Annotated in this window: 13 protein-coding genes; 7 read left to right on the top strand and 6 right to left on the bottom strand. The window is 72.2% G+C overall.

Features of this window, described 5'->3' with window-relative positions; translation table 11 throughout:
* Positions 1 to 168: 168 nt before the first annotated feature.
* From ACQP1N_RS01585 to ACQP1N_RS01595, 3 genes are read left to right on the top strand one after another with little or no spacing between them, the layout of a single operon-like run.
* Positions 169 to 6,678, top strand: a complete 6,510-nt coding sequence (locus ACQP1N_RS01585; protein WP_433228680.1) for a DEAD/DEAH box helicase — start codon at positions 169 to 171, stop codon at positions 6,676 to 6,678.
* Positions 6,675 to 8,846 carry a UvrD-helicase domain-containing protein gene (locus ACQP1N_RS01590; RefSeq protein ID WP_067798467.1) on the top strand — a complete coding sequence of 724 codons (2,172 nt, stop codon included), beginning with the start codon at positions 6,675 to 6,677 and terminating at the stop codon, positions 8,844 to 8,846. Before ACQP1N_RS01585 ends, ACQP1N_RS01590 begins: the two co-directional genes overlap by 4 nt.
* Positions 8,843 to 9,742 carry a serine/threonine-protein kinase gene (locus ACQP1N_RS01595; RefSeq protein ID WP_433228682.1) on the top strand — a complete coding sequence of 300 codons (900 nt, stop codon included), beginning with the start codon at positions 8,843 to 8,845 and terminating at the stop codon, positions 9,740 to 9,742. The genes ACQP1N_RS01590 and ACQP1N_RS01595 overlap by 4 nt, the downstream gene beginning before the upstream one ends.
* Positions 9,743 to 10,118: 376 nt before the next feature.
* Here ACQP1N_RS01595 and ACQP1N_RS01600 read toward each other — a convergent pair whose 3' ends face one another.
* Positions 10,119 to 10,280 carry a hypothetical protein gene (locus tag ACQP1N_RS01600; protein WP_433228683.1) on the bottom strand — a complete coding sequence of 54 codons (162 nt, stop codon included), beginning with the start codon at positions 10,278 to 10,280 and terminating at the stop codon, positions 10,119 to 10,121.
* 207 nt (positions 10,281 to 10,487) lie between these two features.
* On the opposite strand from ACQP1N_RS01600, the gene ACQP1N_RS01605 reads away from it, so the two are divergent.
* Positions 10,488 to 11,417, top strand: a complete 930-nt coding sequence (locus ACQP1N_RS01605; protein ID WP_433228685.1) for a Rieske 2Fe-2S domain-containing protein — start codon at positions 10,488 to 10,490, stop codon at positions 11,415 to 11,417.
* Positions 11,418 to 11,437: 20 nt separating this feature from the next.
* Here ACQP1N_RS01605 and ACQP1N_RS01610 read toward each other — a convergent pair whose 3' ends face one another.
* Positions 11,438 to 13,495, bottom strand: a complete 2,058-nt coding sequence (locus ACQP1N_RS01610) for a hypothetical protein (protein WP_433228687.1) — start codon at positions 13,493 to 13,495, stop codon at positions 11,438 to 11,440.
* A 257-nt stretch (positions 13,496 to 13,752) separates the two neighbouring features.
* Here ACQP1N_RS01610 and ACQP1N_RS01615 point away from each other — a divergent pair, with 257 nt between their 5' ends.
* Positions 13,753 to 13,980 (top strand): hypothetical protein, encoded by a 228-nt coding sequence (locus ACQP1N_RS01615; protein WP_067798458.1) that lies wholly within the window; start codon positions 13,753 to 13,755, stop codon positions 13,978 to 13,980.
* Between the two features lie 3 nt (positions 13,981 to 13,983).
* On the opposite strand, the gene ACQP1N_RS01620 is transcribed toward ACQP1N_RS01615, so the two are convergent.
* Both ACQP1N_RS01620 and ACQP1N_RS01625 read right to left on the bottom strand, forming a co-directional pair.
* Positions 13,984 to 16,617: a LuxR C-terminal-related transcriptional regulator gene (locus ACQP1N_RS01620; protein WP_433228688.1), complete on the bottom strand. Its 2,634-nt coding sequence runs from the start codon at positions 16,615 to 16,617 to the stop codon at positions 13,984 to 13,986.
* 213 nt (positions 16,618 to 16,830) lie between these two features.
* Entirely contained in the window at positions 16,831 to 17,178 is a 348-nt protein-coding gene (locus tag ACQP1N_RS01625) for an MmcQ/YjbR family DNA-binding protein (protein WP_067798452.1), read from the bottom strand.
* A 241-nt stretch (positions 17,179 to 17,419) separates the two neighbouring features.
* Between ACQP1N_RS01625 and ACQP1N_RS01630 the strand changes: the two genes are divergently transcribed.
* Complete coding sequence (locus ACQP1N_RS01630; RefSeq protein ID WP_067798448.1) at positions 17,420 to 17,983, top strand: DoxX family membrane protein; 564 nt, start codon at positions 17,420 to 17,422, stop codon at positions 17,981 to 17,983.
* 158 nt (positions 17,984 to 18,141) lie between these two features.
* On the opposite strand, the gene ACQP1N_RS01635 is transcribed toward ACQP1N_RS01630, so the two are convergent.
* The gene (locus ACQP1N_RS01635; RefSeq protein ID WP_433228690.1) at positions 18,142 to 18,717 is read right to left on the bottom strand and encodes a rhodanese-like domain-containing protein; all 576 of its coding nucleotides are present in this window, start codon (positions 18,715 to 18,717) and stop codon (positions 18,142 to 18,144) included.
* A gap of 19 nt (positions 18,718 to 18,736) precedes the next feature.
* Complete coding sequence (locus tag ACQP1N_RS01640; RefSeq protein WP_067798442.1) at positions 18,737 to 20,134, bottom strand: MBL fold metallo-hydrolase; 1,398 nt, start codon at positions 20,132 to 20,134, stop codon at positions 18,737 to 18,739.
* Between the two features lie 195 nt (positions 20,135 to 20,329).
* Between ACQP1N_RS01640 and ACQP1N_RS01645 the strand changes: the two genes are divergently transcribed.
* Entirely contained in the window at positions 20,330 to 22,927 is a 2,598-nt protein-coding gene (locus ACQP1N_RS01645; protein WP_433228692.1) for an MFS transporter, read from the top strand.

Raw genomic sequence — 22,927 nt, forward strand, 5'->3', positions numbered from 1 at the left:
CCGACGTTGGACGGCCGGCCGTCTGCAGCGGCATAAAGTCGTAGGGAGCCAGTAGAGTCGCGCAATGCTGCAGGGTCTTCTCGGTGCACATGGCTGGGCACTGGGTGCCTGCTGGGCAGGCGCCACTGCTCTTCCTTTAAGTTCCGATGACTCCGGAGGCGCTGAGACGTGAAGCCGACGCTGGCCGCGGAGGAGCTCCGGGAGAACCTGACCCAGTACCTGTCCACGACGTTCGCGCTCAGCGACCCGTCGGCGCGGGAGGCGCTGCAGCGGTTCCTGAACGACCCGGTGCAGGGCATCTTCCGGGGCCCCTACCTGCGGATCCGGACGCCGTTCCGGAAGGCGGAGTCCGGCTGGCAGGACTGCCTTGAGTGGCACAGGCTGGATTTCCGTCCGCACCGGCATCAGGCGAAGGCTTTTGAGCGGCTCAGCACCCTGCACGGCCCGGCGAAGCCGACGCTGATCACGACGGGGACCGGGTCCGGTAAGACCGAGTCGTTCCTGATCCCCGTCCTGGATCACTGCCGGCGGGAGCGGTCGAAGGGGCGGGGCGGCATCAAGGCCGTCCTGCTGTATCCGATGAACGCGCTCGCCACCGACCAGGCGAACCGGCTCAACGACTACCTCCACAAGCACGGCCTGGAGCAGGTCACCGCGGGCCTCTACATCGGGGACACGCCGGAGATCGGGTATCCGCGGGTGATGACGGACCGGGCGGAGATCCGCCGGAACCCGCCCGACATCCTGATCACGAACTACAAGATGCTGGACCTGCTCCTCCAGCGCGGCGACGACGTCCCGCTGTGGAAGGACGCCGATCTGACTTACGTGGTCGTGGACGAGTTCCACACCTACGACGGTGCGCAGGGCACCGATGTGGCGATGCTGCTGCGCCGGCTGGCGGCCGTCACCGGCAAGGCCGAGCCGGGCAGGCCGCTGGGGGACATCTGCCCGGTCGCGACGTCCGCGACGCTGGGCGAGGGCGGCGACGGCGCGGAGATCCGGGCGGCGGCGCGGGAGGTGTTCGGGACACCGTTCTCGGAAGACGCGGTGATCGGGGAGGACCGGTGCACCGTCGACGAGTTCCTCGGCGAACTCGACTACGGGCTTCCGCTGCCGTCCCCGGACGACCTCATCGCGTGCGGCGACCCGATCCACGACCCGGAAGCGCTGACCCGCATCCAGCGCGCGGTCACCGGCCGCGACGGCCTGACGCCGACGCAGCTCGCCGAGGTGCTGAAGCGGCACATCCTCACCCGGGCCGTCCTGGAGCTGCTCAAGGACGGGGACCCGCTGACGCCCGAGCAGATGCTGAAGCTGCTGCCGAAGATGGGCGCGTACTCGTGGGGTGTGTCCATCCGCGACAACCCGTCCACGGCGGCGAAGGCGCTGGCGCGGTTCGTGGCGCTGATCTCCGCGGCCCGCGATCCCGAGGCCGACGCCCCCGAGACGCCTTTCCTGCTGGTGGAGACGCATCTGTGGGTGCGGGCGGTGTCGCGGCTGCTGCGGATGGTGGACGACAGGGCCGCGTTCGCGTGGATCGGGGAGCCGCCGGTCCTGGAGGCCGACTCGGGCTTCGACCACTTCGGCAAGACGATGCTCCCGGCGATCTACTGCCGGCATTGCGGACGGTCCGGGTGGACGGCGTTCTCGCCGCAGCGCGACCCGGGCGACCTCGTCACCGTCCCGGAGCGGATCTACCGGGCGTCCACCGGGCCGGAGAAGAAGCGGGTCCGTCCGCTGATCGCGGCGACGAAGGCGGAGGTCGAGGCGAGGGTGCGCGGCCTCGCGATCCTCACCGGGGACGGGGTGAAGACGTTCGATCCGGTGCTGCACCGGTACGGCGCCATCGGCGACGGCGTGTTCGTCCTCACCGACATCGTGCACGACGAGGCGGCCGAGAACGCCGCGAAACAGGACCGGTGCCCGGCGTGCGCGATGGACCAGGGCATCCGGTACCTCGGCGCGGGGCTGGCGTCGCTGGCGGCGGTGACGGTCACGCAGCTGATGGCGGGCCCGCAGCTGTCCGCCGACCCGCGCCGGCGGAAGACGCTGCTGTTCAACGACTCCGTGCAGGACGCGGCGCACCGGGCCGGGTTCGTGGCGAACCGGTCGTACGCGTTCTCGCTGCGGCGGCTGATCAGTTCGCGGCTGGAGCTCGGGAAGGGCGCGCCGCTGAACGAGGTGATCGGGGATCTGGCGGCGGCGGCCAGCCAGTCCGGGGTGCTGCCCGCGGTCGTCCCGCCGGACCTGCACGAACGCCCCGAGGTGGACGCGATCCTCGCCGAGACCACCAGCGGCACCCCCGCCGCGTGGAACCTGATCGGGGAGCGGCTCGCGTTCCAGACGATCCTGGAGTTCGGGCTGCGGTCCCGGCAGGGCCGCACCCTCGACCTCACCCGCACCGCGGTCGCCGAGGTCGCGCTGCCCGACCCCGGCCGCGCCGCGGCGCTGGCGAAGGACGTCCATACACAGGTCACCGGCATGATCGAGATTCAGGCGCCGGAGCGGTACGCGACGCTCGTCCGGGGGCTGCTGGAACGGCTCCGCTACCGGGGCGCGATCAAGCACCGGTGGCTGGACGCGTGGATCGCGTGCGGCGGCACCAAGCGGTTCGGCGCGATCTGGGGGCGGCGTCCCGAGGGGATGCCCGCGTTCCCGCGCGGGCTGAGCGCGCCCACGTTCCTGCTCGACCGGCAGAAGCGGTCGTCGGAGTTCGACCGGATCGACGCCGACCAGGGCTGGGCGCAGGACTGGGCGGCCCGCTGCCTCGCCCTCGACCGGCGGCAGGCCGGCGAGTACCTGCGGCGGCTGCTGCCCGTCCTCGCCGAGGAGGGCCTCGTCGCCAAGCGCGTCATCGACGGCGCGACCGGGGTGTACGGGCTGCAGCCGGGGCATGTCCTGGTGTACGCGCTGACGGACGCGGAGGCCGACGAGGCCGGGCTCGGCTGCGACCGGTGCGCGTGGCAGCAGACCCTCCGCCCCGAGCTGGTGGACGCCTGGTACGGGCAGCCGTGCCCCCGCTACCGGTGCGGCGGCGCCCTCACCGGCCGCGGCACTCGCAGCTACCGCAACGACTACTACCGGCGCCTGTACCTCGGGCACGAGCCGTTCCGGGTCGTGACGGCCGAGCACACCGGCGCCCTCACCCGCCGGCAGCGCGAGGACGTCGAGGCGCGGTTCCGCAAGAAGGAGCAGCGCTACAACGACCCGAACGTGATGGCGTGCACGCCGACGCTGGAACTCGGCATCGACATCGGCGACCTGTCCGCGGTGATCCTCGCGTCACTGCCGCCCGGCCCCGCCAACTACGTCCAGCGGGTCGGGCGCGCCGGGCGCAGGACCGGCAACGCGTTCCTGGTGACGCTCGTCGGCCGCCACCCCCGCGACCTGTACTTCATCGACGAGCCCGAGGCGATGATCGCGGGGCGGATCGTGCCGCCGGGCAGCTACCTGTCCGCCATCGAGATCCTGCGCCGCCAGTACGCCGCGCACCTGGTCGACCTGTGCGCGCGGGGACGGCTGCCCGGCGTGCTGCCGCTGCCGCGCCGCACGTCCGCGCTGTTCGGCGAGACGGGCTGGCTCGCCGCGTTCACCGGCGCCGCGCTGGACTGCGGCGCCGTCGAACCGTTCCTCGACCTGTTCGGCGGGTCGGTGTCCCCGGACGCCGCCGCCGACCTGCGCGCGTTCGCCACCGCCGGGCTGAAGGACGTCGTCCGGGACGTCGAGGAACGGTGGGAGGCCCGCCGCGCCGACCTGAAGGACCGGCTGGACCGCATCGACGAGGCCATCGGCTCGCTGCTCGAATCGGACCCGTCCCAGAACGCGGTCCGCCGGTCGCTGCGCTCCGAGCGGGGCGGGATCGCGCGGCTGATGGGCGACATGGGGCGGCGCAGCGCGCAGGGCACGCTCGTCGAACTCGGACTGCTGCCGAACTACTCGCTGCTCGACAACGTCACCACGCTCGAAGCGACGGTCACCTGGGAGGAGGAGACCGCCGAGGAGCGGACGTACCACAGCGAGGTCCGCGAGTACGGGCGGTCGGCGCGGCTCGCGCTGACCGAGCTGGCGCCCGGCAACTCCTTCTACATCCGCGGCTACCAGCACAAGGTCAGCGGGCTGGACATCGGTACCGAGTCGCGTCCCTCATGGGAGCAGTGGCGGGTCTGCCCGAGCTGCGGGCACGTCCGGACGGGGCTCGACGCGGCGGACGACATCTCGGCGTGCGCGCGGTGCGGCGACCCCGCCATCGGGGCCGTGCAGAACCTGCACAAGGTGCTGCGGCCGGTGCGGGTGTTCGCGCACGACCGGCGTGACGAGGCGCGGATCGGCGACGACTCCGACGAGCGGGAGCGCCGGTACTACGAGGACGCCGTCGCCGTCGACATCGACCGCGCCGACATCGCGCCGGGGTCGTGGCGGCATTCGGGCGCCGTGTTCGGGGTCGACTTCACCCGGCACGCGGTGGTGCGCCGGTTCAACCTCGGGGTGCGGCGCACCGACCGGCGTGACGTGGCCCGGTTCGCCGGGGAGGAACGGCAGGTCGCGCATTTCCACGTGTGCCCCTCGTGCGGCGGGGCGACCGTGGACGGCCCGCCCGGACAGGACGACGAGAACGGGCGGGACGCGCTGATCGGGACGTCCTCCACGGACCGGAGCCGGCGGCACCACCGCACCTGGTGCTCCTACCGGCGGGCGTCGCGGGACACCGACCACCACAAGATGATCCTCGCGCACGAGCTGTGGACGGAGGCGCTGCGGATCCTGCTGCCGGTCGCGACGCTGTACGTGGAGGAGCGCACGGCGTCGTTCCAGGCGGCGCTGATGGCGGGCGTCGCGGCCTGCTACGGCGGTGACCCCGACCACCTGGAGATCGTGACGGCGACGATGCCGGACCAGGCGACCGGGCGGCGGCGGCGCTTCCTCGTCCTGTACGACACGCTGCCCGGCGGGACCGGATACCTGCACCGGCTCGCCGACCCCGCGGAGTTCCGGCGAGTGCTGGAGGCGGCCCGCGCCCGTGCCGCCGAATGCCCGTGCCGGGAGGAGCCGGGGAAGCGCGCGTGCCACCGGTGCCTGCTCTCGCACGTCCCGGGGACGCTGTTCGACAAGGTCAGCCGGGCCGAGGCCGTCGACATGCTGGAAGAGCTGCTGGAGGAATGGCAGACGGCGTCCGTCGCCGACACGAGCGAGATCTCACTGTGGGACCAGGTCGAGAGCGAGCTCGAGTCGCGGTTCCTGGAGGGGCTGGAGAGCTGGGCGAAGCGGGACGGCGGCAACGCGTCGCTGACGCGCGGCCCGGTCGTCGCGGGGCGGAAGACCGCCGACCTGCGCATCGAGATCCCGAACGCCGTGTCGGGCGGCGCGACCGTCCGGCGGTGGCGGGTGACCCTGCAGAACACGATCCGGGGGACGCGGCCGGACGTGGTGTTCCGGCTGATCGACGACGAGCCGCAGCAGGTCGCCGTGTATCTCGACGGATACAACTACCACGCGGCACCGGAGATCAACCGGCTCGCCGACGACGCCGCCAAGCGTGCCCAGCTCCGGGCGCACGGGCGGCTGGTCTTCGCGCTCACCTGGAAGGACCTGGACGAGTGGGAGGCCCGCCGCCACGAGCCCTGTGACGGCGTCGAGGCCTACAGCCCGTACCAGAACAACGCGCGGCTGGCGGCCAGGAAGCTGTACGGACGCAGCGGAGACCCGGACGATTTGCCGAGGACGATGTGGACCAACCCCGTCGACACCCTCCTCGCCTACCTGACCGAGCCGGACCCGGACGTGTGGCTGCGGCGCGCCGAGGCCGTGACCGCCGGGGTGCTCAAGTCGAGTCTTCCGAAGGCGCGGTCGACGTGCGATCGGCCTGGTGTGGCCGAACGGGTCGGCGCGGCGCTGCGCGGCTCGGAGCTGCCCGAACCGGTGGCCGGGCCGGTCAACGTCTACGCGGCCGACCCGCTGACGCTGATCGTGGACACGACCCGGCAGGGCGCCCCCGCGTGGAGCGCGTTCGTCGTCATCGACGACCGGAACGAGACCATCGTCGCCGACACCGACGCGCACAAGCGGCGGTGGGCGAGCTGGCTGTACTGGGGGAACCTGGTGCAGTTCCTCGACCACGGCGACGGCGACGGCGGGCAGCTCGCCCTGTCGGAGATCGACCGGTTCGACCCGGCGCTGCTCGCGGCGGCCGGAGGCGAAGGGCGGCAGACCGCGCTCAGCCTGCTGCCGCTCGACGAGGACCTGCGGGACGAGCCGGGCACGTCCCCCGAACCCGGCGCCGAGACCGTCCCGGCCCCGGCCGCCTCGCCCGAGGAGCCCGCGCCGACGCGCGTCGAGACGGCCGGACCCGTGTCCGAGCCCACCGTGCTGACGGACGGCTGGATAGCGGTCCTCGACATGATCGACCCCGACGAGCCGGGCCTGGCCGCGTTCGTGCGCGGTCTCGCCGCCGCCGGGGTGCCGGCGCCACCGGACAGCGGCATCGGCTACGAGCTGGGCGAGCAGGCATGGCAGGCGGAACTGGCCTGGCCGGACCGCAAGGTCGCGATCGTCCTCGCCGGAGACGGTGAGGAGGCGCGGCGCCGGGACACCGCCTACGCGCAGGCGGGGTGGGAGGTGCGGGCCGTGAACCACTGGACGCGTGAAGAACTGGCGGAACGAATCGAGGGGGCGAAGTGAGCGCGGCCACGCTGCGGCTGCTCGACCGGGCCGAGAAGGAGATCCTGAAGCTCCCGCGCGCGGTGAAGGGCGCGATCTACGACTTCCAGCACAAGTTCCGGGGCGACCCCGGCAACAAGGGGCTGCGGTTCAAGCAGCTGAAGAACTCGCAGCTGTACTCGGCGCGCGTCAACGACGACTACCGGGCGCTGCTGCTGCACGCGGGCGGCACCGAGTACATCCTCGTCGCGGTCAAGCCGCGCGGCGAGGTGTACGACCACCTCGACCGGTACCGGTACCAGATCAACCCGGTCACGGGCGGCATCGAGTTCCTCGACCTGGTCGTGGCGGAGGAGGTCGTCGGCGGCAACGGGCGGCCGGAGCCCTCGCCGGAGCCGGTGGAGGCGGTGCCGCTGTTCGCCGCGTACTCGCCCGAGCAACTCCTCGAACTCGGCGTCGCCGAGCCGCTGCTGCCGCTCATCGCGAAGATCACCACCGAGGACGAGCTGCTCGGGCTCGTGTCGTACGCGCCCCAGCTGACCGGCGAGGTGCTGCTCGCGCTGCACGACGGCACGTCCCCCGAGGACGTCCTGGAGCAGGTGACCGCGCCCGTCGCCGTCGAGGAGGAAGTCGACACCGCGGACTACGCGGCGGCCCTCACCCGTCCCGCCACGGCCGTCACCACCGCCGACGCCGACCTGCGCGAAGTACTCGAACAGGGCGACTTCGGCCGCTGGAAGGTGTACCTGCACCCGACGCAGCGCAAGCTCGTCGAGAAGGACTACAGCGGCCCGGCGCGGGTCAGCGGCGGACCCGGCACCGGCAAGACGATCGTCGCGCTGCACCGCGTCAAGCACCTCGTGGACCGGCTTCCGGCCGGTGGCGGCAAGGCCGTCCTGCTCACCACGTTCAACAAGAACCTGGCCGCCGACCTCGAACAGCGGCTCATCGCCCTCGCCGGGGAGGAGGTGGCCGCGCGCGTCCACATCACCAACGTGGACAAGCTCGCCGGCGAGATCGTCGCGCAGTCCGAGCGCGGCCGGGCGCGGCGCCGCCTCGACGACGAGAAAGCCCGCAAGGAGTGGGACGACCTGCTCGCGGAGGAGAACGAGACCCGCTGGGACGCCGGGTTCCTGCACGAGGAATGGTCGCAGGTGATCCTCGGGCAGGGGCTGCGGACGCAGCACGAGTACTTCCGGGCCCGCCGCGCCGGGCGGGGCCGCCCCCTCAACCGCGCCGACCGCAAGCGGATCTGGAACCTCACCGAGCGGTACGTGATGCGGCTGGAGAACAACAACCTGTCGACGCTCCGCCAGGTCACCGAGCGGGCCGCGCAGATCGAGGCGGCCCGCGCCCGGGACCGCGAGGCGTACCGGGAGCGGCAGGCCGACGCGCCGCAACTGCAGGACGAGTCCGGGATGCGGCTGCGCCCCCGCTACCGGCACGTCGTCGTGGACGAGGCGCAGGACCTGTCCGCCGCGCACTGGCGGATGCTGCGCGCGATGGTCGACCCGGGCCCGAACGACATGTTCATCACCGGCGACACGCATCAGCGCATCTACGGCAACCACGTCTCGCTCGGGAACCTCGGCATCGCGATCCGCGGCCGGTCGTCCCGGCTGACGCTCAGCTACCGCACCACGCACGAGATCCTCGGCACCGCCGTCCGAGTGCTCGGCGGAGAGCGGTGGGACGACCTGGACGACGGCCGCGCCGACCTCGCCGGCTACCGGTCGGTGCTGCGCGGTGCGGAGCCGGAACTGCGCGGCTTCCCCACCTGGGACACCGAACTCGACGGCATCGTCGAACAGGTCAAGGCGTGGAACGGCGACTCGGTTGCGGTGTGCGTCCCCGAACGCCGCATGGTCGCCGACGTCGAGACCCGCCTCGCCAAGGAGGGCATCGTCGCCTGCGCCATCACCGCGGACGGCCCCCGGTACGTCGAGGCGCCCGTCCACGTCGGCACCATGCACCGTTTCAAGGGCCTCGAATACCAGAACATGATCATCGCGGGGGTCGCCGAGGGGCTCGTCCCCGCCGCGTGGATCACCCGGTTCCGCGATGAGGACCCGCTGCGCTACCGCCGCGACCTGCGGACCGCGCGTTCCCTGCTGTTCGTCGCCGTCACCCGGGCGCGCGACAACGCCGTCATCACCTGGCACGGGACGAAGAGCGGGTTCCTGCCGTGAGTTCCGCGCGGGACATCGCCGGCCGGTACCGGGTCACCTCGCCCATCGGGCGGGGCGGCATGGGCGAGGTCTGGAACGGCACCGACCTGCGGCTCAACCGACCCATCGCGATCAAGCTGGTCAGCGCGCCGGGCCCCGGCCGCGAACCGGACGCGCGCCGCCGGTTCCGCCGGGAGGCGCGGATCACCGCGCGGCTGCGGCACGCGGGCGTCCCGACCGTCTACGACTTCGGTGAGGACGACGCCCTGTTCCTGGTGATGGAGCCGCTGCCGGGCGACTCGGTCGGGAAGCTCCTCGACGAGCACGGCGCGCTGCCCGCCTCCTGGGCCGCGTTCATCGGCGCCCAGACATGCGCGGTGCTGGTCGCGGCGCACGCCGCCGGCCTGATCCACCGGGACGTGAAACCGGAGAACCTGATGCTCGGCCCGGACGGGGCGATCAGGGTGATCGACTTCGGTGTGGCCGCATCGACCGGCGACGAGTTCTCCCGGATCACGCAGACCGGGCAGATCCCCGGCACCGCCCGGTACATGGCACCCGAACTCCTGCGCGGCGCGGACGCGAGCCATGCCAGTGACCTGTACGCGGTCGGCTGCCTGCTGTACGAACTGCTCGCCGGGGAACGGCCGTTCCAGTCCCCGCACGTCCTGGACGAGATCACGCGCCGCCAGTCGGAACCGCCTCCGCCGCTGGACGGCGTCCCCGGCGAACTGGCCGACCTGGTCTACACGCTGCTGGCCAAGGAACCGGAGTCACGGCCCGCCGACGCGCTCTCGGTCTACCGTCGCCTGCGCCCCTGGGTGTGTGAACTGACCCCGATCCCCGGATGGATCGCCCGCGACCTGGCCACCGATCCGGGCCACCTCTACACCACCGCCCTCGCGCACCTGAGATGACGCCCGTCGTGTCGGCCGCAGTGCGCCGAGCCGCGCCGTCACGTCGCCGGCGCAGGTGAGGAACGGTTGCAGGGGCAGCGGCCGGTCGGGCGGGACGTCCTCGGCGAGGACGGCCTGAAACCAGGCGACCCGGGTCGGGCGGGGCCCGGACGCCGCGGTGTACCCGGCGTCGTTCATCCCCCACACCCCGCCGCCGGTGCCCTCGCGGGCCTCGGCCAGCCACCCCATCGCCGCCGAGCGCGCCACGAAGAGGCCGTAGGCGTCCGAGTCCGGTGCCGCGCCGCGCCACGGGTGCGGGGTCGGTTCGCCGTGCAGTGCCGCGTACAAGGTGCTGTGCGAGTCGATGGTCACGTTCCTCGCTGGTCGGCCGTCCCGGTCAGTTCCGCAGGCATGCGATGGTGCGGACCGGGGTCAGCAGCTTATCGGCGCTGTCGGCCCGGCCGACGGCACGGTTGGCCGAACCGCCGCCCGAGTACACCGTCTTCCTGCCCACCGTTCCCTTGCTCCGCCAGTTGCCGTCGTGCTCCTGCAACTGCACGGTGACGACGGCGGTCGAGGTGAGGGCAGTCGATGTTGGTCCACCAGCCGTGGCCGGACGCCTCGGACGCGCTGCCGGAGACATGCACGCAGTCGCCGTTGGTCTGGAAGTAGCAGGTCGAAGCGGTAGAGGCCAGCGGGCGGGGTTTTGGGGGGTGCGGGTGGGATAGGGAGCGGACTAGTGATGTCGTGCCTTGGGGGAGGCGTTATGAGCATGCCGCACAGGGCGGTGCGCCGGCTGGAGCGGGCGGAGGCGCTGGACAAGGTCGCCAAGCCGGTCAGTTCGGCGGTCAGGCGGGTGGTCCGGCCGCGGATCGTCCGGAATCTGCTCAGCGGGACCAATCTGGGGCATCCGCTGCATCCGATGCTCACCGATGTGCCGATCGGCGCGTGGACCATGGCCGCGCTGCTGGACGCCACGGGGAAGGCCAAGGTCGAGCAGGCGGCCGACCTGCTGGTGAGGGCCGGTGTGATCGCCGCCGTGCCCACCGCCCTCACCGGGGCGAACGACTGGGCCGACACGATCGGGCCGGAGCGGCGGGTGGGGCTGACCCACGCCGCGGCCAACTCGACGGCGCTGACCCTGTACGTGACGTCGCTCATCGCGCGAGCGCGGGGCGACCGCCGCAGGGGCAAGGCGCTGGGGTTCGCCGGGTTCGGGATCATGATGCTCAGCGCCTACCTGGGCGGGCACCTGACCTTCGTCAAGGGCGTCAACGTCAACCGGACCGCGTGGCAGCAGGGGCCGGAAGAGTGGACGCCGGTGCTGGCGGAGGCCGAACTGGCCGACGGCGAGCACCGCACGGCGGACGCCGACGGCGTGCGGATCCTGCTCCAGCGGATGGACGGGAAGGTCTACGCGCTGGCCGCCACCTGCAGTCACATGGGCGGCCCGCTGGGCGAGGGGACGTTCGAGAGCGGCTGTGTCACCTGTCCGTGGCACGGCAGCACGTTCCGGTTCGCCGACGGCGGCATCGTGCGCGGCCCGGCCAGCACGCCGCAGCCCTACTACGAGGCGCGCGTCCGGGACGGCCGCATCGAGGTTCGCGTTCCGCCGGAGGGCGTGCCCGTCGGCGAGGTCGCGGGACGTGCCGCCCGGAAGATCCGTCGCCCGCTGGCGCGCACCCCGGCGTCCTGACACCGGCCGCGCGTCCGGGTCTACGGGTGCCGGTGTGATCTCCTGTATTCGGCGATCCGGGCTATCCAGTCCTTGAGGTCCTCATCGGTGATCGGGGGTGCTGCCACGGTCCAGGCCAGCCGCTGGAGCCGCTCGATCAGCCGCTGCTTCCGTTCGCCGTCGATGAGGGTCAGGGCATCGGGGGTGTCCACCCCTTCCCGGGTGAGGAGATCGGTCCAGGAAATGGCGTTCTCCGGGTGGGGGCAGCAGCACGCCAGCCGGCAGATCCCGCGCATCCATGCCACGGTGGCCGCTGAGATTTTGAGGGAGTCCGCCAGACCTTTCCCATCGCGTTCGACCAGCTCTTCGGGGTAGTGGATGCCGGCCTCTCGCAGGTTGCGTTGGTAGGGCCTGAAGGCTTCGATGTCGGTCAGCATCGGCCTTTCCAGCAGCGCGTCGAATTTCGCGCCGTACCGGGCGTCCTTCCATAGCGGCCGCAAGGACGGGTCGGTCCGGGCTTGGATTCGATACTCCGGCAGGCCGAGCGCGAGATCCAGCTGCTCCAGCGCGGCATCGGGGTCGTTCTGCGCATCCACGCGCGCCTGCAGGTAGTAGTTGGAAGGCGTGTAAGCCTTCCCGGCGTCGAGATGATATGAGGGCTTCCCGTTGGCCGCCGAAGCCAGGATCTGCGTGTTCGTGTCCATTATCTTGGCGAAGATCCTCAATCCTTCGTCCGGATTCTCCTTGGCCTTGGCGATCCATCCGCACAGATTGCGGCACACCCTGGCGGCCGCGGCGAACTCGGGCTTGCCGTTCTGTCCCGATTCGGAAAGCAGGGTGCCGTAATCTATGTGCGCGGAGGCGAGGGTGTACGCGGAGCGCATGCACAGGGCTTGATATCCGTTCTCATGGAACTTTGTGCGGAGGCGTTCGTACAGCGCGCTGAGGCGGGTGACGTAGCGTTTCTCGGTCTCCGGCGTTCCGACGGCGGTACCGGCGCGGCTGTGGAGATAGCCCAGCCAGGCCGCGTGGTTTCCGGGGTCTTGCTCCACCGCCGTCGCGAAGAGCTGCTCCTCGGCCTCCGGCCGGCCCTGCCATGGTGCCGTGCCCGCGAGGACCTGGCCGGCGAGGCTGCGCCACCGCTCGGTTCCGCACAACCCCTCCTTCAAGGCCGGATGCCGCTTGCTCAGTTCGAGCAGGAGGAAGGCGGCCGCCGCGGTCAGGAGGTCGTGGCAGGTCACATCGCCACCGGGCGGGCCTGCCTCGGCGTCGAGCCCGGCCACTCCGAGTTCCGAGTGGAAGATGAGGGTGGACGTCACCTGTTGCGCGTTGCGCCGCAGGTCCACGGTCACCGTGGTGTCGTCGACGAACACGATGTTCGCGCGCCAGGGGGCGAGGGAGAACAGGCCGATCATGAGCTTGAGCACCCCCGCCGCCAGTTGCCCCTCTTTCGGAAGGGCGTTGACGGCTTCTTCGGGGAGGGCGAGGACGTCGGTTCCCTCCGGTGCTTTGAGCCCTCGCGGCCTGTCGGCCCCCATTGTCGATATTCGGGCTACGACGTAGGCGGCGCCTGCCGGGTCCTCGCCGCCGTCGGCCTTGCGGACCGTCAGCCGCATCCGGAGCTGGATGCCGAGCGCGAGACCGAGGGCGGCCACTCCCGCGGCGGTCAGGGCGGCGGTGGCCAGATAGCCGCCGAACGGGGTGAGGGCGAGCCCCGCCGTTGCCCCCGCCACGACCAGCGCCAGCGGAATGGACGGGATTCCGGCGCCGCCCGCCCAGTCGTCCTTCCGCCATATCAGAATGTTGACGAACACCACCAGGCCCGCCACGGCGACCATGACCAGTGCGGTCCAGCGAATGATCTCTTTCTCGCCGCCGAGCACGAGGCGGATCGTCCAGGCCGCCGTCACAAGGACGATGAGCAGGCGGCCGTTTCGCATGAGCCACGCCTGCCTGCGCTCCAGAGGTGCCCATTTCCGGGATCCGGTGACGGTGAGCGCCATGAGCCGGGCGAGGACGAGGAGGCCGACGAGGACGAGGAAACCCACGGCGACATTTCCCCAGAGGGTGGAGTCTGAAATCCTGGATTCGGCGGCCATTCCCATCACCTGCCGGAGTGTCCGGGGCCCGCTCGTGCGGCCCGATGGCACCGGGCCGCCCGGCCGCGCCGCCTGCGCTGCCCGAGCGTGTCCCACCATGATGACCTGCTGGTCCGGCGCGCAAATCACCCGTGGCGGAGGATGCCGGGCGGGTGCGGAAATCGGTGTCGTTCGGTCATGGACGAAGCCCTGCGACGGCCGTTCCGGGCGGGGCGGCGAGCCGGTCGTGGCCGCGCCGGCCGGAAGGGGGAGGGGACGTGCCGGAACCGGGGAACGACACACGGCAGGCACTCAGTGACTACGAGATCCGGATCAGTGGCCGCCTCGGTGATTCGTTCCGGCTCGCGTTCGAGGATCTCAGCATCACGGTCACGCCGGTCGAGACGGTGCTGCGGGGGCGGGACCTGGACCAGGCGGCCCTGTACGGGATCTTGGAACGCGTCCAGGCGCTGGGATTCGAGCTGCTTGAGGTCCGCCGGCTCTGAGGATCACAGCAGGTGGAGCCGGTGCGCGCGGCGGACCGCCTCGCCCCGGCGCGTCACCGCGAGCTTGCGGTAGATGCTCTTCAGATGCGTCTTCACGGTGTTGACCGAGATGTACATCTCGGCGGCGATCTCCTCCGTCGTCAGCATCTTGGCGAGCAGGGTCAGCACCTCGCGTTCCCGCGCGCTCAGCCGGTCGACGACGGCGGGGGCTTCGGGCGCGGCCGGGGTGCGGGTGCCCGCCGGGACGAGGGGGGCGATGAGCCGCCGGTGCGGACGCAGCAGTTCGGGATCGCGCTCCAGGACGGGGAGCAGCCAGCCGCGCGCCCTGGCGAACGGCAGCCTGATCCCCTCGCGTTCGCCCAGCCGGAGCGCGCGTTCCAGCGAACGGCGGCCCCGGGAGTGGTCCCCCGTCCGGTAGGCCAGGCACGCATCGAGCAGCCAGGCGTCCAGCCTGACCGGGGCGGGCGCGGAGGATTCGGTCAGCACGGGACGGATCGCCGTGGACGCCGCGGCCGGATCCTGCCGGTCGAGGTGCACGCGTGCGAGCGCGACCGCCCCCTCGGCGCCGCCCGCGTCCCGGGCCGGTCCGATCGCGGCGGCCGGTGCGCCGTCCGCCATGTGCGCCTCGGCCTCGGCCAGCCGCATCCGGCGCCGCAGCCACGGCAGTTCCGCGGCGTTCTCGTCGGTGCCGTCCAGCACGGTCAGCGCCCTTTCGGGACGGCCGGTGGCGATGTCCAGGCGAGCCGTCAGGAGATCGTGCAGGACGGCGAGGAAATCGTCCGGGACCTGCTCGTTGGCCACGCGGACCTTGGCAAGCTCCACCTGGGCCTCGTCCAAACGGGCGTCCTCCAACGCGACCCAGGCGCACGCCAGGTGGACGGTCGCGACTCTCCGCCCGGCCGGGAGGGTGGAGACCTCCGGCAGCCGCCCGGCTTTCGCCGCCAGGTCGGCCGCCCACCGGAATCTGCCCTGCAGTGCCTCCGCCAGCGCCAGCGAGCCCAGGCAGCGGCGGCGCTGGAGATCGCCGCCGGCCTCCGTGGCGGGCAGGGCGTCCCGGAACGCCCTCGCGGCATGGCCGGGCCGCCCGGCCCGCAACTCCAGGAGCCCGTGCGCGTAGCGGACCAGCGCCCGCAGTTCCGGCGACTCGGGGCCGGAAACGGCGGCCAGCAGCCGGTCCAGGTCCCGGACCAGGTCGCGCAGGTGCTCATGCCGCACCGGCCGGATCGCGGCCAGCCTGATCAGCCCGGCCGCCAGCCGTCCGGGAAGTGCGTGCGCGTCCGGAAGGCCCGCCAGGAGGTCTTCCGCCCGGTCGAGGTGCTCGGCGCAGGCACGGTCGTCTCCCCGCGCCAGCGACACCGCCGCGGCGACGAGCGACGGCTCGGGCTCGGCCGTGCCGGACACGGCATGGTCCGGGATGTCGCCGAGCAGCGCGGCGAGGGGACGCCCGTCCGCCAGGCCCAGCAGGCGCCCGATCGCCAGCCCGTCGATGACCAGCCAGGACGCGTAGGACCAGTCCCCGGCCAGCACCGCCTGCCGGACGGCCTCGTCCGGCAGCCCGGCGCGGCCGAACCACGCCGCGGCACGCCGGTGCAGCGGCGTCGAGGCCGCCGGATGCTCGTGGCGCAGGATCAGGTTCAGCGCCGCGCCGAACACCGCGTGGTAGCGGTACCAGCCGTGCCCCAGCGGCAGGACGAAGGCGTTCCGGCGGACGAGGTCGGCGAAGAGCTCACCGGCGTCCGGTCCGGCCAGTTCGGCCGCCAGTTCCGCGTCGAAGCGCTCCGCCACGCTCAGCACGAGCAGCAGGCGGCGGACCTCGGGGGGCTGCGCGTCCAGCACCTCCGCCACCAGGTATTCGACGATGGCGCGGTCGTCCCCGGCGAACCGCGCGGCGAAGCCGTCCGGGTCCGGGTGGCCCTCCATGGTCATCGCCGCGAGCCGGAGACCCGCCGCCCATCCCTCCGTCCGCCGGCGCAGCGCGCTGACGGACGCCGGTGTCACCGACACCCCGTGGTGGGCGAGCAGTTCGCGCACCTCCCGGTCGTCGAACGCCAGGTCACCGCTCCGGATCTCGACCAGCTCGCCCATCAGCCGGTACCGGTGCAGGGGCAGCGGCGGATCGCTGCGGGACGTCAGGACGAGCCGCAGCACCGGGCCGGCCCCCTTCAGGACGCGGGCCACCTCGTGGGCCAGCGCGGAGCCGACCGGCGGGTGGAAGTCGTCCAGCACCAGCACCACGGGTGTCGCGCGGGCCGACAGGGTGAAGGCGAGCCGCGCGCAGAACATGTCGTGCCCGTGCCCGGTGCGGCGGGGCAGATCGGCGACCCCGGCCTGCTCCAGGGCCGCGACGACGAGATCCCAGAACACGTCCGGGCGGTGGTCCGGCTCGTCGAGCGAGACCCAGGCGACCGGGCCCGGCCGGTGGCCGGTGGCCGCCCAGGACGCCGTCACGACCGACTTGCCCGCACCGGGGGGACCCGTCACGACCGTGAGCGGCCCCCGCGTCCCCTTTTCGAGCCGCGCCATCAGGTGGGGCCGGGTGATGACCCAGGGGTGTCCGCCGGGGACGCACACCTTCGCCTTGGCGATCGGGGCCGGTGAACGACCGCGAGCCCGCCCCTGCGCTGGAGCTTCGCTCATCTCGGCTCCTCCCCCCACGCGGAGCCGCCGTCCCGCGGCCCGCACCCGCTCACCGAGGAATCACTACGGAAGCTGATTTATGGGATTACTTGTGATACGACCCCCCTTGACGGTATCTACGACCATCTTTTCGACGGTCCACAGCAATCCCATAACTCCGAAAAACCGCGCGAGAGGCGCATACCGCGCGGCTCGGCCGGGTGCCCGGACGATCTACGGGGCGGACGGGGCCGGGAGCGTGTCCGCGAGGCGTTTCGGTGCTGAGAGCCGCCAGCCTTCGGTGACCAGCTCGCCCAGTTCTTCGGGATCGACCTTGCCGAGGTCGATCTCCAGCCAGGCGAAGCGTCCGCTGGACCAGGACGGGGAGAAGACCTCCGGGGCCTCGGCGACGAGGGCCTCCTGTTCCTCGCGGGTGGCCTTGAGCAGGATGATGCCGTCGGCCTCGTTGAGGTAGCAGAACCCCTTGCCGTGCACTCGGAAGCCGGTCATGCCGCCGAACGAGTCGGCCTCGGTCACCTCTGGCAGCCCGCGCACGGCCTTCAGGAAAACGTCAACGCTCATCCCGCAAGCTGTACCAGCCGGGTCGGACGGTTCCCGGCCCCCGAACCTGCGGCAGCCGGTGAAAAGCCCCGGGGATAGGGACGGAGGTCCCCTCCGCGTAGGGACTGGAAGGCGCACAGGGCGTCTGGCTTGGGGACCTTGTACCCGCTGATCGTGGTCCGAACGGACCTAGGGCGCGGGGCGTGGCGGGGGTTGAGTAGGGGGTGAGCGAAAGCAGCGAAGTGATGGAAGGTGAGAGGCGATGACAGTCTCCGAGCACAAGACGCACGTGGGACGCAGCACCCTGATCCGCGTGGTCACCCCCAAGCCGCTGACCGAGTCGCCCGCCGCCCGTTACGTGTGGGCCGCGGCGCGGCTGGCGCTGGGCTGGGTGTTCGCCTGGGCGTTCGTGGACAAGCTGTTCGGGCTGGGACACGAGACCCCGGCCGCCAAGGGCTGGATCGACGGCGGCAGCCCCACCGAGGGGTTCCTGGCGCACGCCCCCAAGGGCCCGTTCGCGGGGTTCTACAACGACCTGGCCGGCGCCGCGTGGGCGGACTGGCTGTTCATGATCGGGCTGGCCGGGATCGGCGCCGCGCTGATCCTGGGCATCGGGATGCGGATCGCCGCCGTCGGCGGCGCGGCGCTGCTGGTGCTGATGTGGTCGGCGGTTCTTCCTCCGGAGAACAACGTCTTCATGGACGACCACCTCATCTACGCGCTGCTGATCGTCGGACTGGCGCTGGTCAGCGCCGGCGACACCCTGGGCCTGGGCCGCTGGTGGGCCGGCCTCCCGCTGGTCAAGCGGCTCCCGTTCCTCAAGTGACCCGACAAGTGACCCGACCCGGAAGGGCGCCCGCCGAGGCGGGCGCCCTTTCGCTGTGCGGGGGCCGGATGCTGACCGCGCCGAAGCCGACCCGCGCCGAAGACGAGCACGGGCCGAAGGCGGGCGCGGTCAGCGGGCCGTTTCCGCGTCGCGCACGCTCACGCGCGGTCGGCGGCGAGGGCGTTCACCACGGTGCGGATCTCCGTCCGCGGCCCGCGGTTGTAGGGGAGCTTCGACAGAACCATGCCCATGGCGCAGGTGTTGCTGAGCGCGGCGAAGGTCAGCCCGCCGCCGATCGCCGCCGCGACCCATTCGGCGCCCGGCACGACCGTGCTGGCGAGCACCGAGGCGAGCACGATCGACCCGGCGATCAGGCGGACCTGGCGTTCCAGCTCCCAGCGGGGCTGGCCGTGGGCGATCGGCCCGCCCGCGGACTGCCAGGCGGTGATCCCGCCCTGCAGGACGCGCAGGTTGGGCAGCCCGGCCTCCGCCAGCGCCTGCGCGGCCAGGTCGGACCGCTGCCCGGAGCGGCAGATCAGTACGACCTGCTCGTCCAGGTGGCCCCGGAGCTCGGCGCGGTGCTCGCGGAGCAGGTCCAGCGGCACGTTGTAGGAGCCGGGGATGTGGGAGGTCTCGAACTCGCCGGGGGTGCGCACGTCGATCACGCGGGGTGCGTCAGAGGAGTCCATGAGCTGGCGCAGGGCGGCGCTATCGAGAATGGCGGGGTTCGACACGTAGTTTCCTTTCGGTGGGTCAGTTGTCGGTGATGGTCAGGCCGGCGGCTCCGGCTTCGGGGAAGTCGTCGTCGATGTGCACGACCCGGCGTCCGGCCCGCTGGAGCAGGGCGGTCGCCGCGGCGGCCCGGTAGCCGGAACCGCAGTGCACCCAGACGGCCCCCTCGGGCAGTTCGTCCATGCGGTGCCGGAGATCGGGCAGCGGGATGTGGACGGCGCCGTCGATGTGGCCCGCGCGCCACTCGTCGCCCATGCGGACGTCCAGCACGATGTCCGCCGCGGGCAGGTCCCGCGTGGGACGTCCGGCGCGGGCGGCGGCGAGGTCGGTGAACGCGGCGACGGCCATCCCGGCCAGTCTGGAGGCGTCGCCGCCGGCCCACTCCTCCGGGGTGCCGGACGCGCCCGCCGCCGGACGCTCGATGCCGATGCGCACCAGCTCGCGCTGCGCCTCGGCGACCTGCTCGGGGCTCTCGCCCAGCAGGGTGATGGGGGTGCCCCACTCGATCATCCAGCCGAGCCAGGTCGACATTGGACCGTCCAAGCCGAAGCTCAGCGTCCCGGCCAGGTGCCGCTGGGCGAAAGCCTTACGGGAACGGAGGTCCACCACCCATTCCCCGGCGGCGAGGCGTTCCTGCAGTTCCTCGGGGTCGGCGGTCCGTGCCGGGGTGAGGTCGGCCAGTTCGGGCCCGGAGGCGTTGCGGACGCCCATGTGCGCGTAGTACGCGGGCCAGGCGTCCAGCCCGGCGAGAGTCTGCGTGACGAAGTCATCGGCTTCCAGGCGGAGGGCCGGATTGGTCTGCTTCTCGTTGCCCATGGTCGAGGCGGCGGCGTCGGACTGGCTCGCCGAGCAGAAGCTGCCGAACCCGTGCGTGGGCCAGATCCGCGCGCCGTCGGGCAGCAGGTCGGCCAGGCGCCGCGCCGAGGCGTGCTGGTGGCGGGCCAGCGTGTGGGCGTGTTCGGCGCCGAGCAGGTCGGGCCGTCCGGTCGTGCCGAACAGCAGGGACCCGCCGGTGAACACCCCCTCGGGGCCGTCCGGCCCGGACAGGACGTACGACAGGTGGTGGAACGTGTGCCCCGGGGTGGCGACGACCCGGAGGCGCATCGCCTCGGACAGGGCGAGTTCGTCGCCGTCGGTCACACCGACCCGTTCGAAGCCGACCTCGTCCGCGGCGGACACCAGGTAGGACGCGCCGGTCGCCTTGGCCAGCGCCAGCCCGCCGGAGACGTAGTCGTTGTGCATGTGGGTCTCCGCGACGTGCGTGATGCGGACGCCCAGCCGTCCGGCCAGTGCCAGGAAGCGGTCGATGTCGCGCTGCGGGTCGACCACCAGCGCGACCCGTCCGTCATGGGCGAGGTAGCTGCGGTCGCCGAGAGAGGAGGTCTCCACGACCTCGACATGAACCCTTCCGTTCTGCATCCTGTTCGCTCCTTATACCCATTGGGGTACCTTACGGACTTCCGCCACTATACCCCAGGGGGTATGTGGTGATGCAAATGCCGCACGGGACCGCATTCTCGACGGTGTAGGGAGGTGTGAGATCCGACTGAGGGGTAGCACTCATCGCTGATCCGTCCGTTGACGGCCGCAGGTTTCATGGGAGGGCTGCCCCCGATGACCACCGATACGCGCGTAGGGACGATCACCACCCGGATCCCGGCGCGCATGGACCGGCTTCCATGGGCGCGATTCCACTGGATGATCATCGTCGGCCTCGGGACGGTCTGGATTCTCGACGGCCTTGAGGTCACCATCGTCGGGTCCGTCGCCGCGCGGCTGACCGAGCCCGGCAGCGGCGTGCACATGTCCCCGAGCGACATCGGGACGGCGGCGGCGATCTACGTCGCGGGCGCGTGCCTCGGCGCGCTGTTCTTCGGCCAGCTCACCGACCGGTTCGGCCGTAAGAGACTGTTCATCCTGACGCTGGTCGTCTACGTCGTCGCCACGGTCGCGACCGCGTTCGCGTTCGCCCCCTGGTACTTCTTCATCTGCCGGTTCGTCACCGGGATGGGCATCGGCGGTGAGTACGCGGCGATCAACTCGGCGATCGACGAGCTGATCCCGGCCCGCAACCGCGGCCGCGTCGACCTCGCGATCAACGGCAGCTACTGGGTGGGGTCCGCGGGAGGCGCGCTCGCCGCGCTGCTCCTGCTGAACACCTCGTTCTTCGCGCAGGACCTCGGCTGGCGGCTGGCGTTCGGGCTGGGCGGCGTGCTCGGCCTGGCGATCATGATCGTCCGGCGGCACGTCCCGGAGAGCCCGCGCTGGCTGTTCATCCACGGACGCGAGGAGGAGGCCGAGCGGATCGTCGACGGCATCGAGGCCGAGGTCCGCCGGGAGACCGACCAGGAACTGGAGGAACCGGGCCAGAGCATCACCGTCCGGCAGCGCAAGGCCATCCCGTTCCGGGAGATCGCCCAGGTCGCGGTCAGGCACTATCCGAGGCGGGCGCTGCTCGGGTTCGCGCTGTTCGTCGGGCAGGCGTTCCTGTACAACGCGGTGACGTTCGACCTCGGCACCATCCTGAGCAAGTACTTCGACGTGGCGTCCGGGGCGGTGCCGTACTACATCGTCCTGTTCGCGCTCGGCAACTTCCTCGGCCCGCTCCTGCTCGGGCGCATGTTCGACACCGTGGGCCGCAAGCCGATGATCTCGGGGACGTACTTCATCTCGGCCGCGCTGACCGTCCTGCTCGGCGTCTTCCTGGCGTCCGAGGGGCTGACGAGCTGGACGTTCATCACGCTGACCGCCGTGACGTTCTTCTTCGCCTCGGCCGGGGCCAGCGCCGCCTACCTGACGGTCAGCGAGATCTTCCCCATGGAGACGCGGGCGCTGGCGATCGCGTTCTTCTACGCGATCGGGACGGCCGTCGGCGGCATCTCCGGCCCGCTCATCTTCGGGAAGATGATCGAAAGCGGTGTCACCGGCAAGGTCGCGATCGGGTTCTTCGTCGGCGCCGGGATCATGGCGGTGGGCGGCATCGCCGAGCTGCTCTTTGGCGTCCGCGCCGAGCGGTCCTCGCTGGAGGCCATCGCCAAACCGCTCACCGCCCACGCCGTCGAGGAGGAGGCGGCGCCGGCGGCGGGGGCCGAGGCGGAAGGACGGCCGGGACGTCGCGCCGCGCTGGAGGCGCGCCGGCACGCCGAGGAGGAGCGGGCGCGGGCGGCCGAGCACCGCGCCGCCGTCCACGAGCTGAAACCGCGCGCCGACGAGGGGGATCTCGGCGCCCTCGACCGGCTGCGGGTCGAGGAGGCCCTCGCGCAGATCGCCGAATGGGACGCCGAGCGTCTCACGGAGGAGGCGACCGCGCACGACGAGCGCGCCCACGCCGAGGAGGCCGGGAACGAGCCCGAGCGCGCCGGTGCCCGCGAACGCGCCAGGGCGGCGGACGAGCGGGCCCGCGCGCTGCGCGAGCGGGCGGAGGCGCTGGCCGCCGAGCACCCCGAGGACGCCGAGGCCCACGCGGCCCTGGCGGAGGCCGCGGTGGAGCGGGCCCGCGCCCGCGAGCAGCGGGCGATGGCCGCGCAGACCCGAGGCCGCGCCGAACATCTGGAGGGGATCGAGGCGGAGATCGCCGAGGAGCAGGCCAACACCTACGACGCGTGGGAGCGGATGCACACCGAACTGGCGCTCGCCCACGCGGCCCGCGCCGAGCGCGACGAGGAGGCCGCCGCGCAGCACGAGCGCGAGGCCGACGTCCACCGGCTGTCCGCCGAGTCGGCCGCCGACCGGATGGAGGCCGCGCAGCACCGCTCCGCCGCCGAGACGCTCGCGGCGCGGGCGGGCACGGCCGAGCAGGCGGAACGCGAACGCGCGGCGGCGGCGGAACGCGAGCGGGCCGCCCGGGAACGCGACGAGCGCATCCGCACCCGCATCCTGCGCCGCCAGCGGGAGCGCCGCGCCGGGCTGCACAGGTTCCGCCCCGGCCCCGGGGAGAGGTTCTACGCGCCGGCCATGCTCGGCGCCCTGGGCGACTGGGCGCCCGACGCGGAAATCGCCCTGGACCGCGAGGTCAACACGATCGCGCAGGCGCTCATCGAGCACGGGCCGACGAGCCGCACCCGGCTCGCCGAGCTGGTGGGCGCCCGCTACTGGGGGCCGGGCCGGTTCCGTGCCGCGCTGCGCGAGGCCGTCCACGAGGGACGGGCGCAGCCGCTCGCGCGCAACCAGTACGGGCCGCCCAGGGCCACCGCCTCGACCATGGAACCCTGA

Source organism: Actinomadura formosensis, assembly GCF_050948385.1.
Taxonomy (GTDB): domain Bacteria; phylum Actinomycetota; class Actinomycetes; order Streptosporangiales; family Streptosporangiaceae; genus Spirillospora; species Spirillospora formosensis.

Excerpts from the sequence above, each read along its gene's own strand:
- ACQP1N_RS01610 (WP_433228687.1), bottom strand. The coding sequence starts at position 13,495 with ATGGCCGCCGAATCCAGGATTTCAGACTCCACCCTCTGGGGAAATGTC.
- ACQP1N_RS01645 (WP_433228692.1), top strand. The coding sequence starts at position 20,330 with ATGACCACCGATACGCGCGTAGGGACGATCACCACCCGGATCCCGGCG.
- ACQP1N_RS01640 (WP_067798442.1), bottom strand. The coding sequence starts at position 20,134 with ATGCAGAACGGAAGGGTTCATGTCGAGGTCGTGGAGACCTCCTCTCTC.
- ACQP1N_RS01625 (WP_067798452.1), bottom strand. The coding sequence starts at position 17,178 with ATGAGCGTTGACGTTTTCCTGAAGGCCGTGCGCGGGCTGCCAGAGGTG.
- ACQP1N_RS01605 (WP_433228685.1), top strand. The coding sequence starts at position 10,488 with ATGAGCATGCCGCACAGGGCGGTGCGCCGGCTGGAGCGGGCGGAGGCG.
- ACQP1N_RS01620 (WP_433228688.1), bottom strand. The coding sequence starts at position 16,617 with ATGAGCGAAGCTCCAGCGCAGGGGCGGGCTCGCGGTCGTTCACCGGCC.
- ACQP1N_RS01630 (WP_067798448.1), top strand. The coding sequence starts at position 17,420 with ATGACAGTCTCCGAGCACAAGACGCACGTGGGACGCAGCACCCTGATC.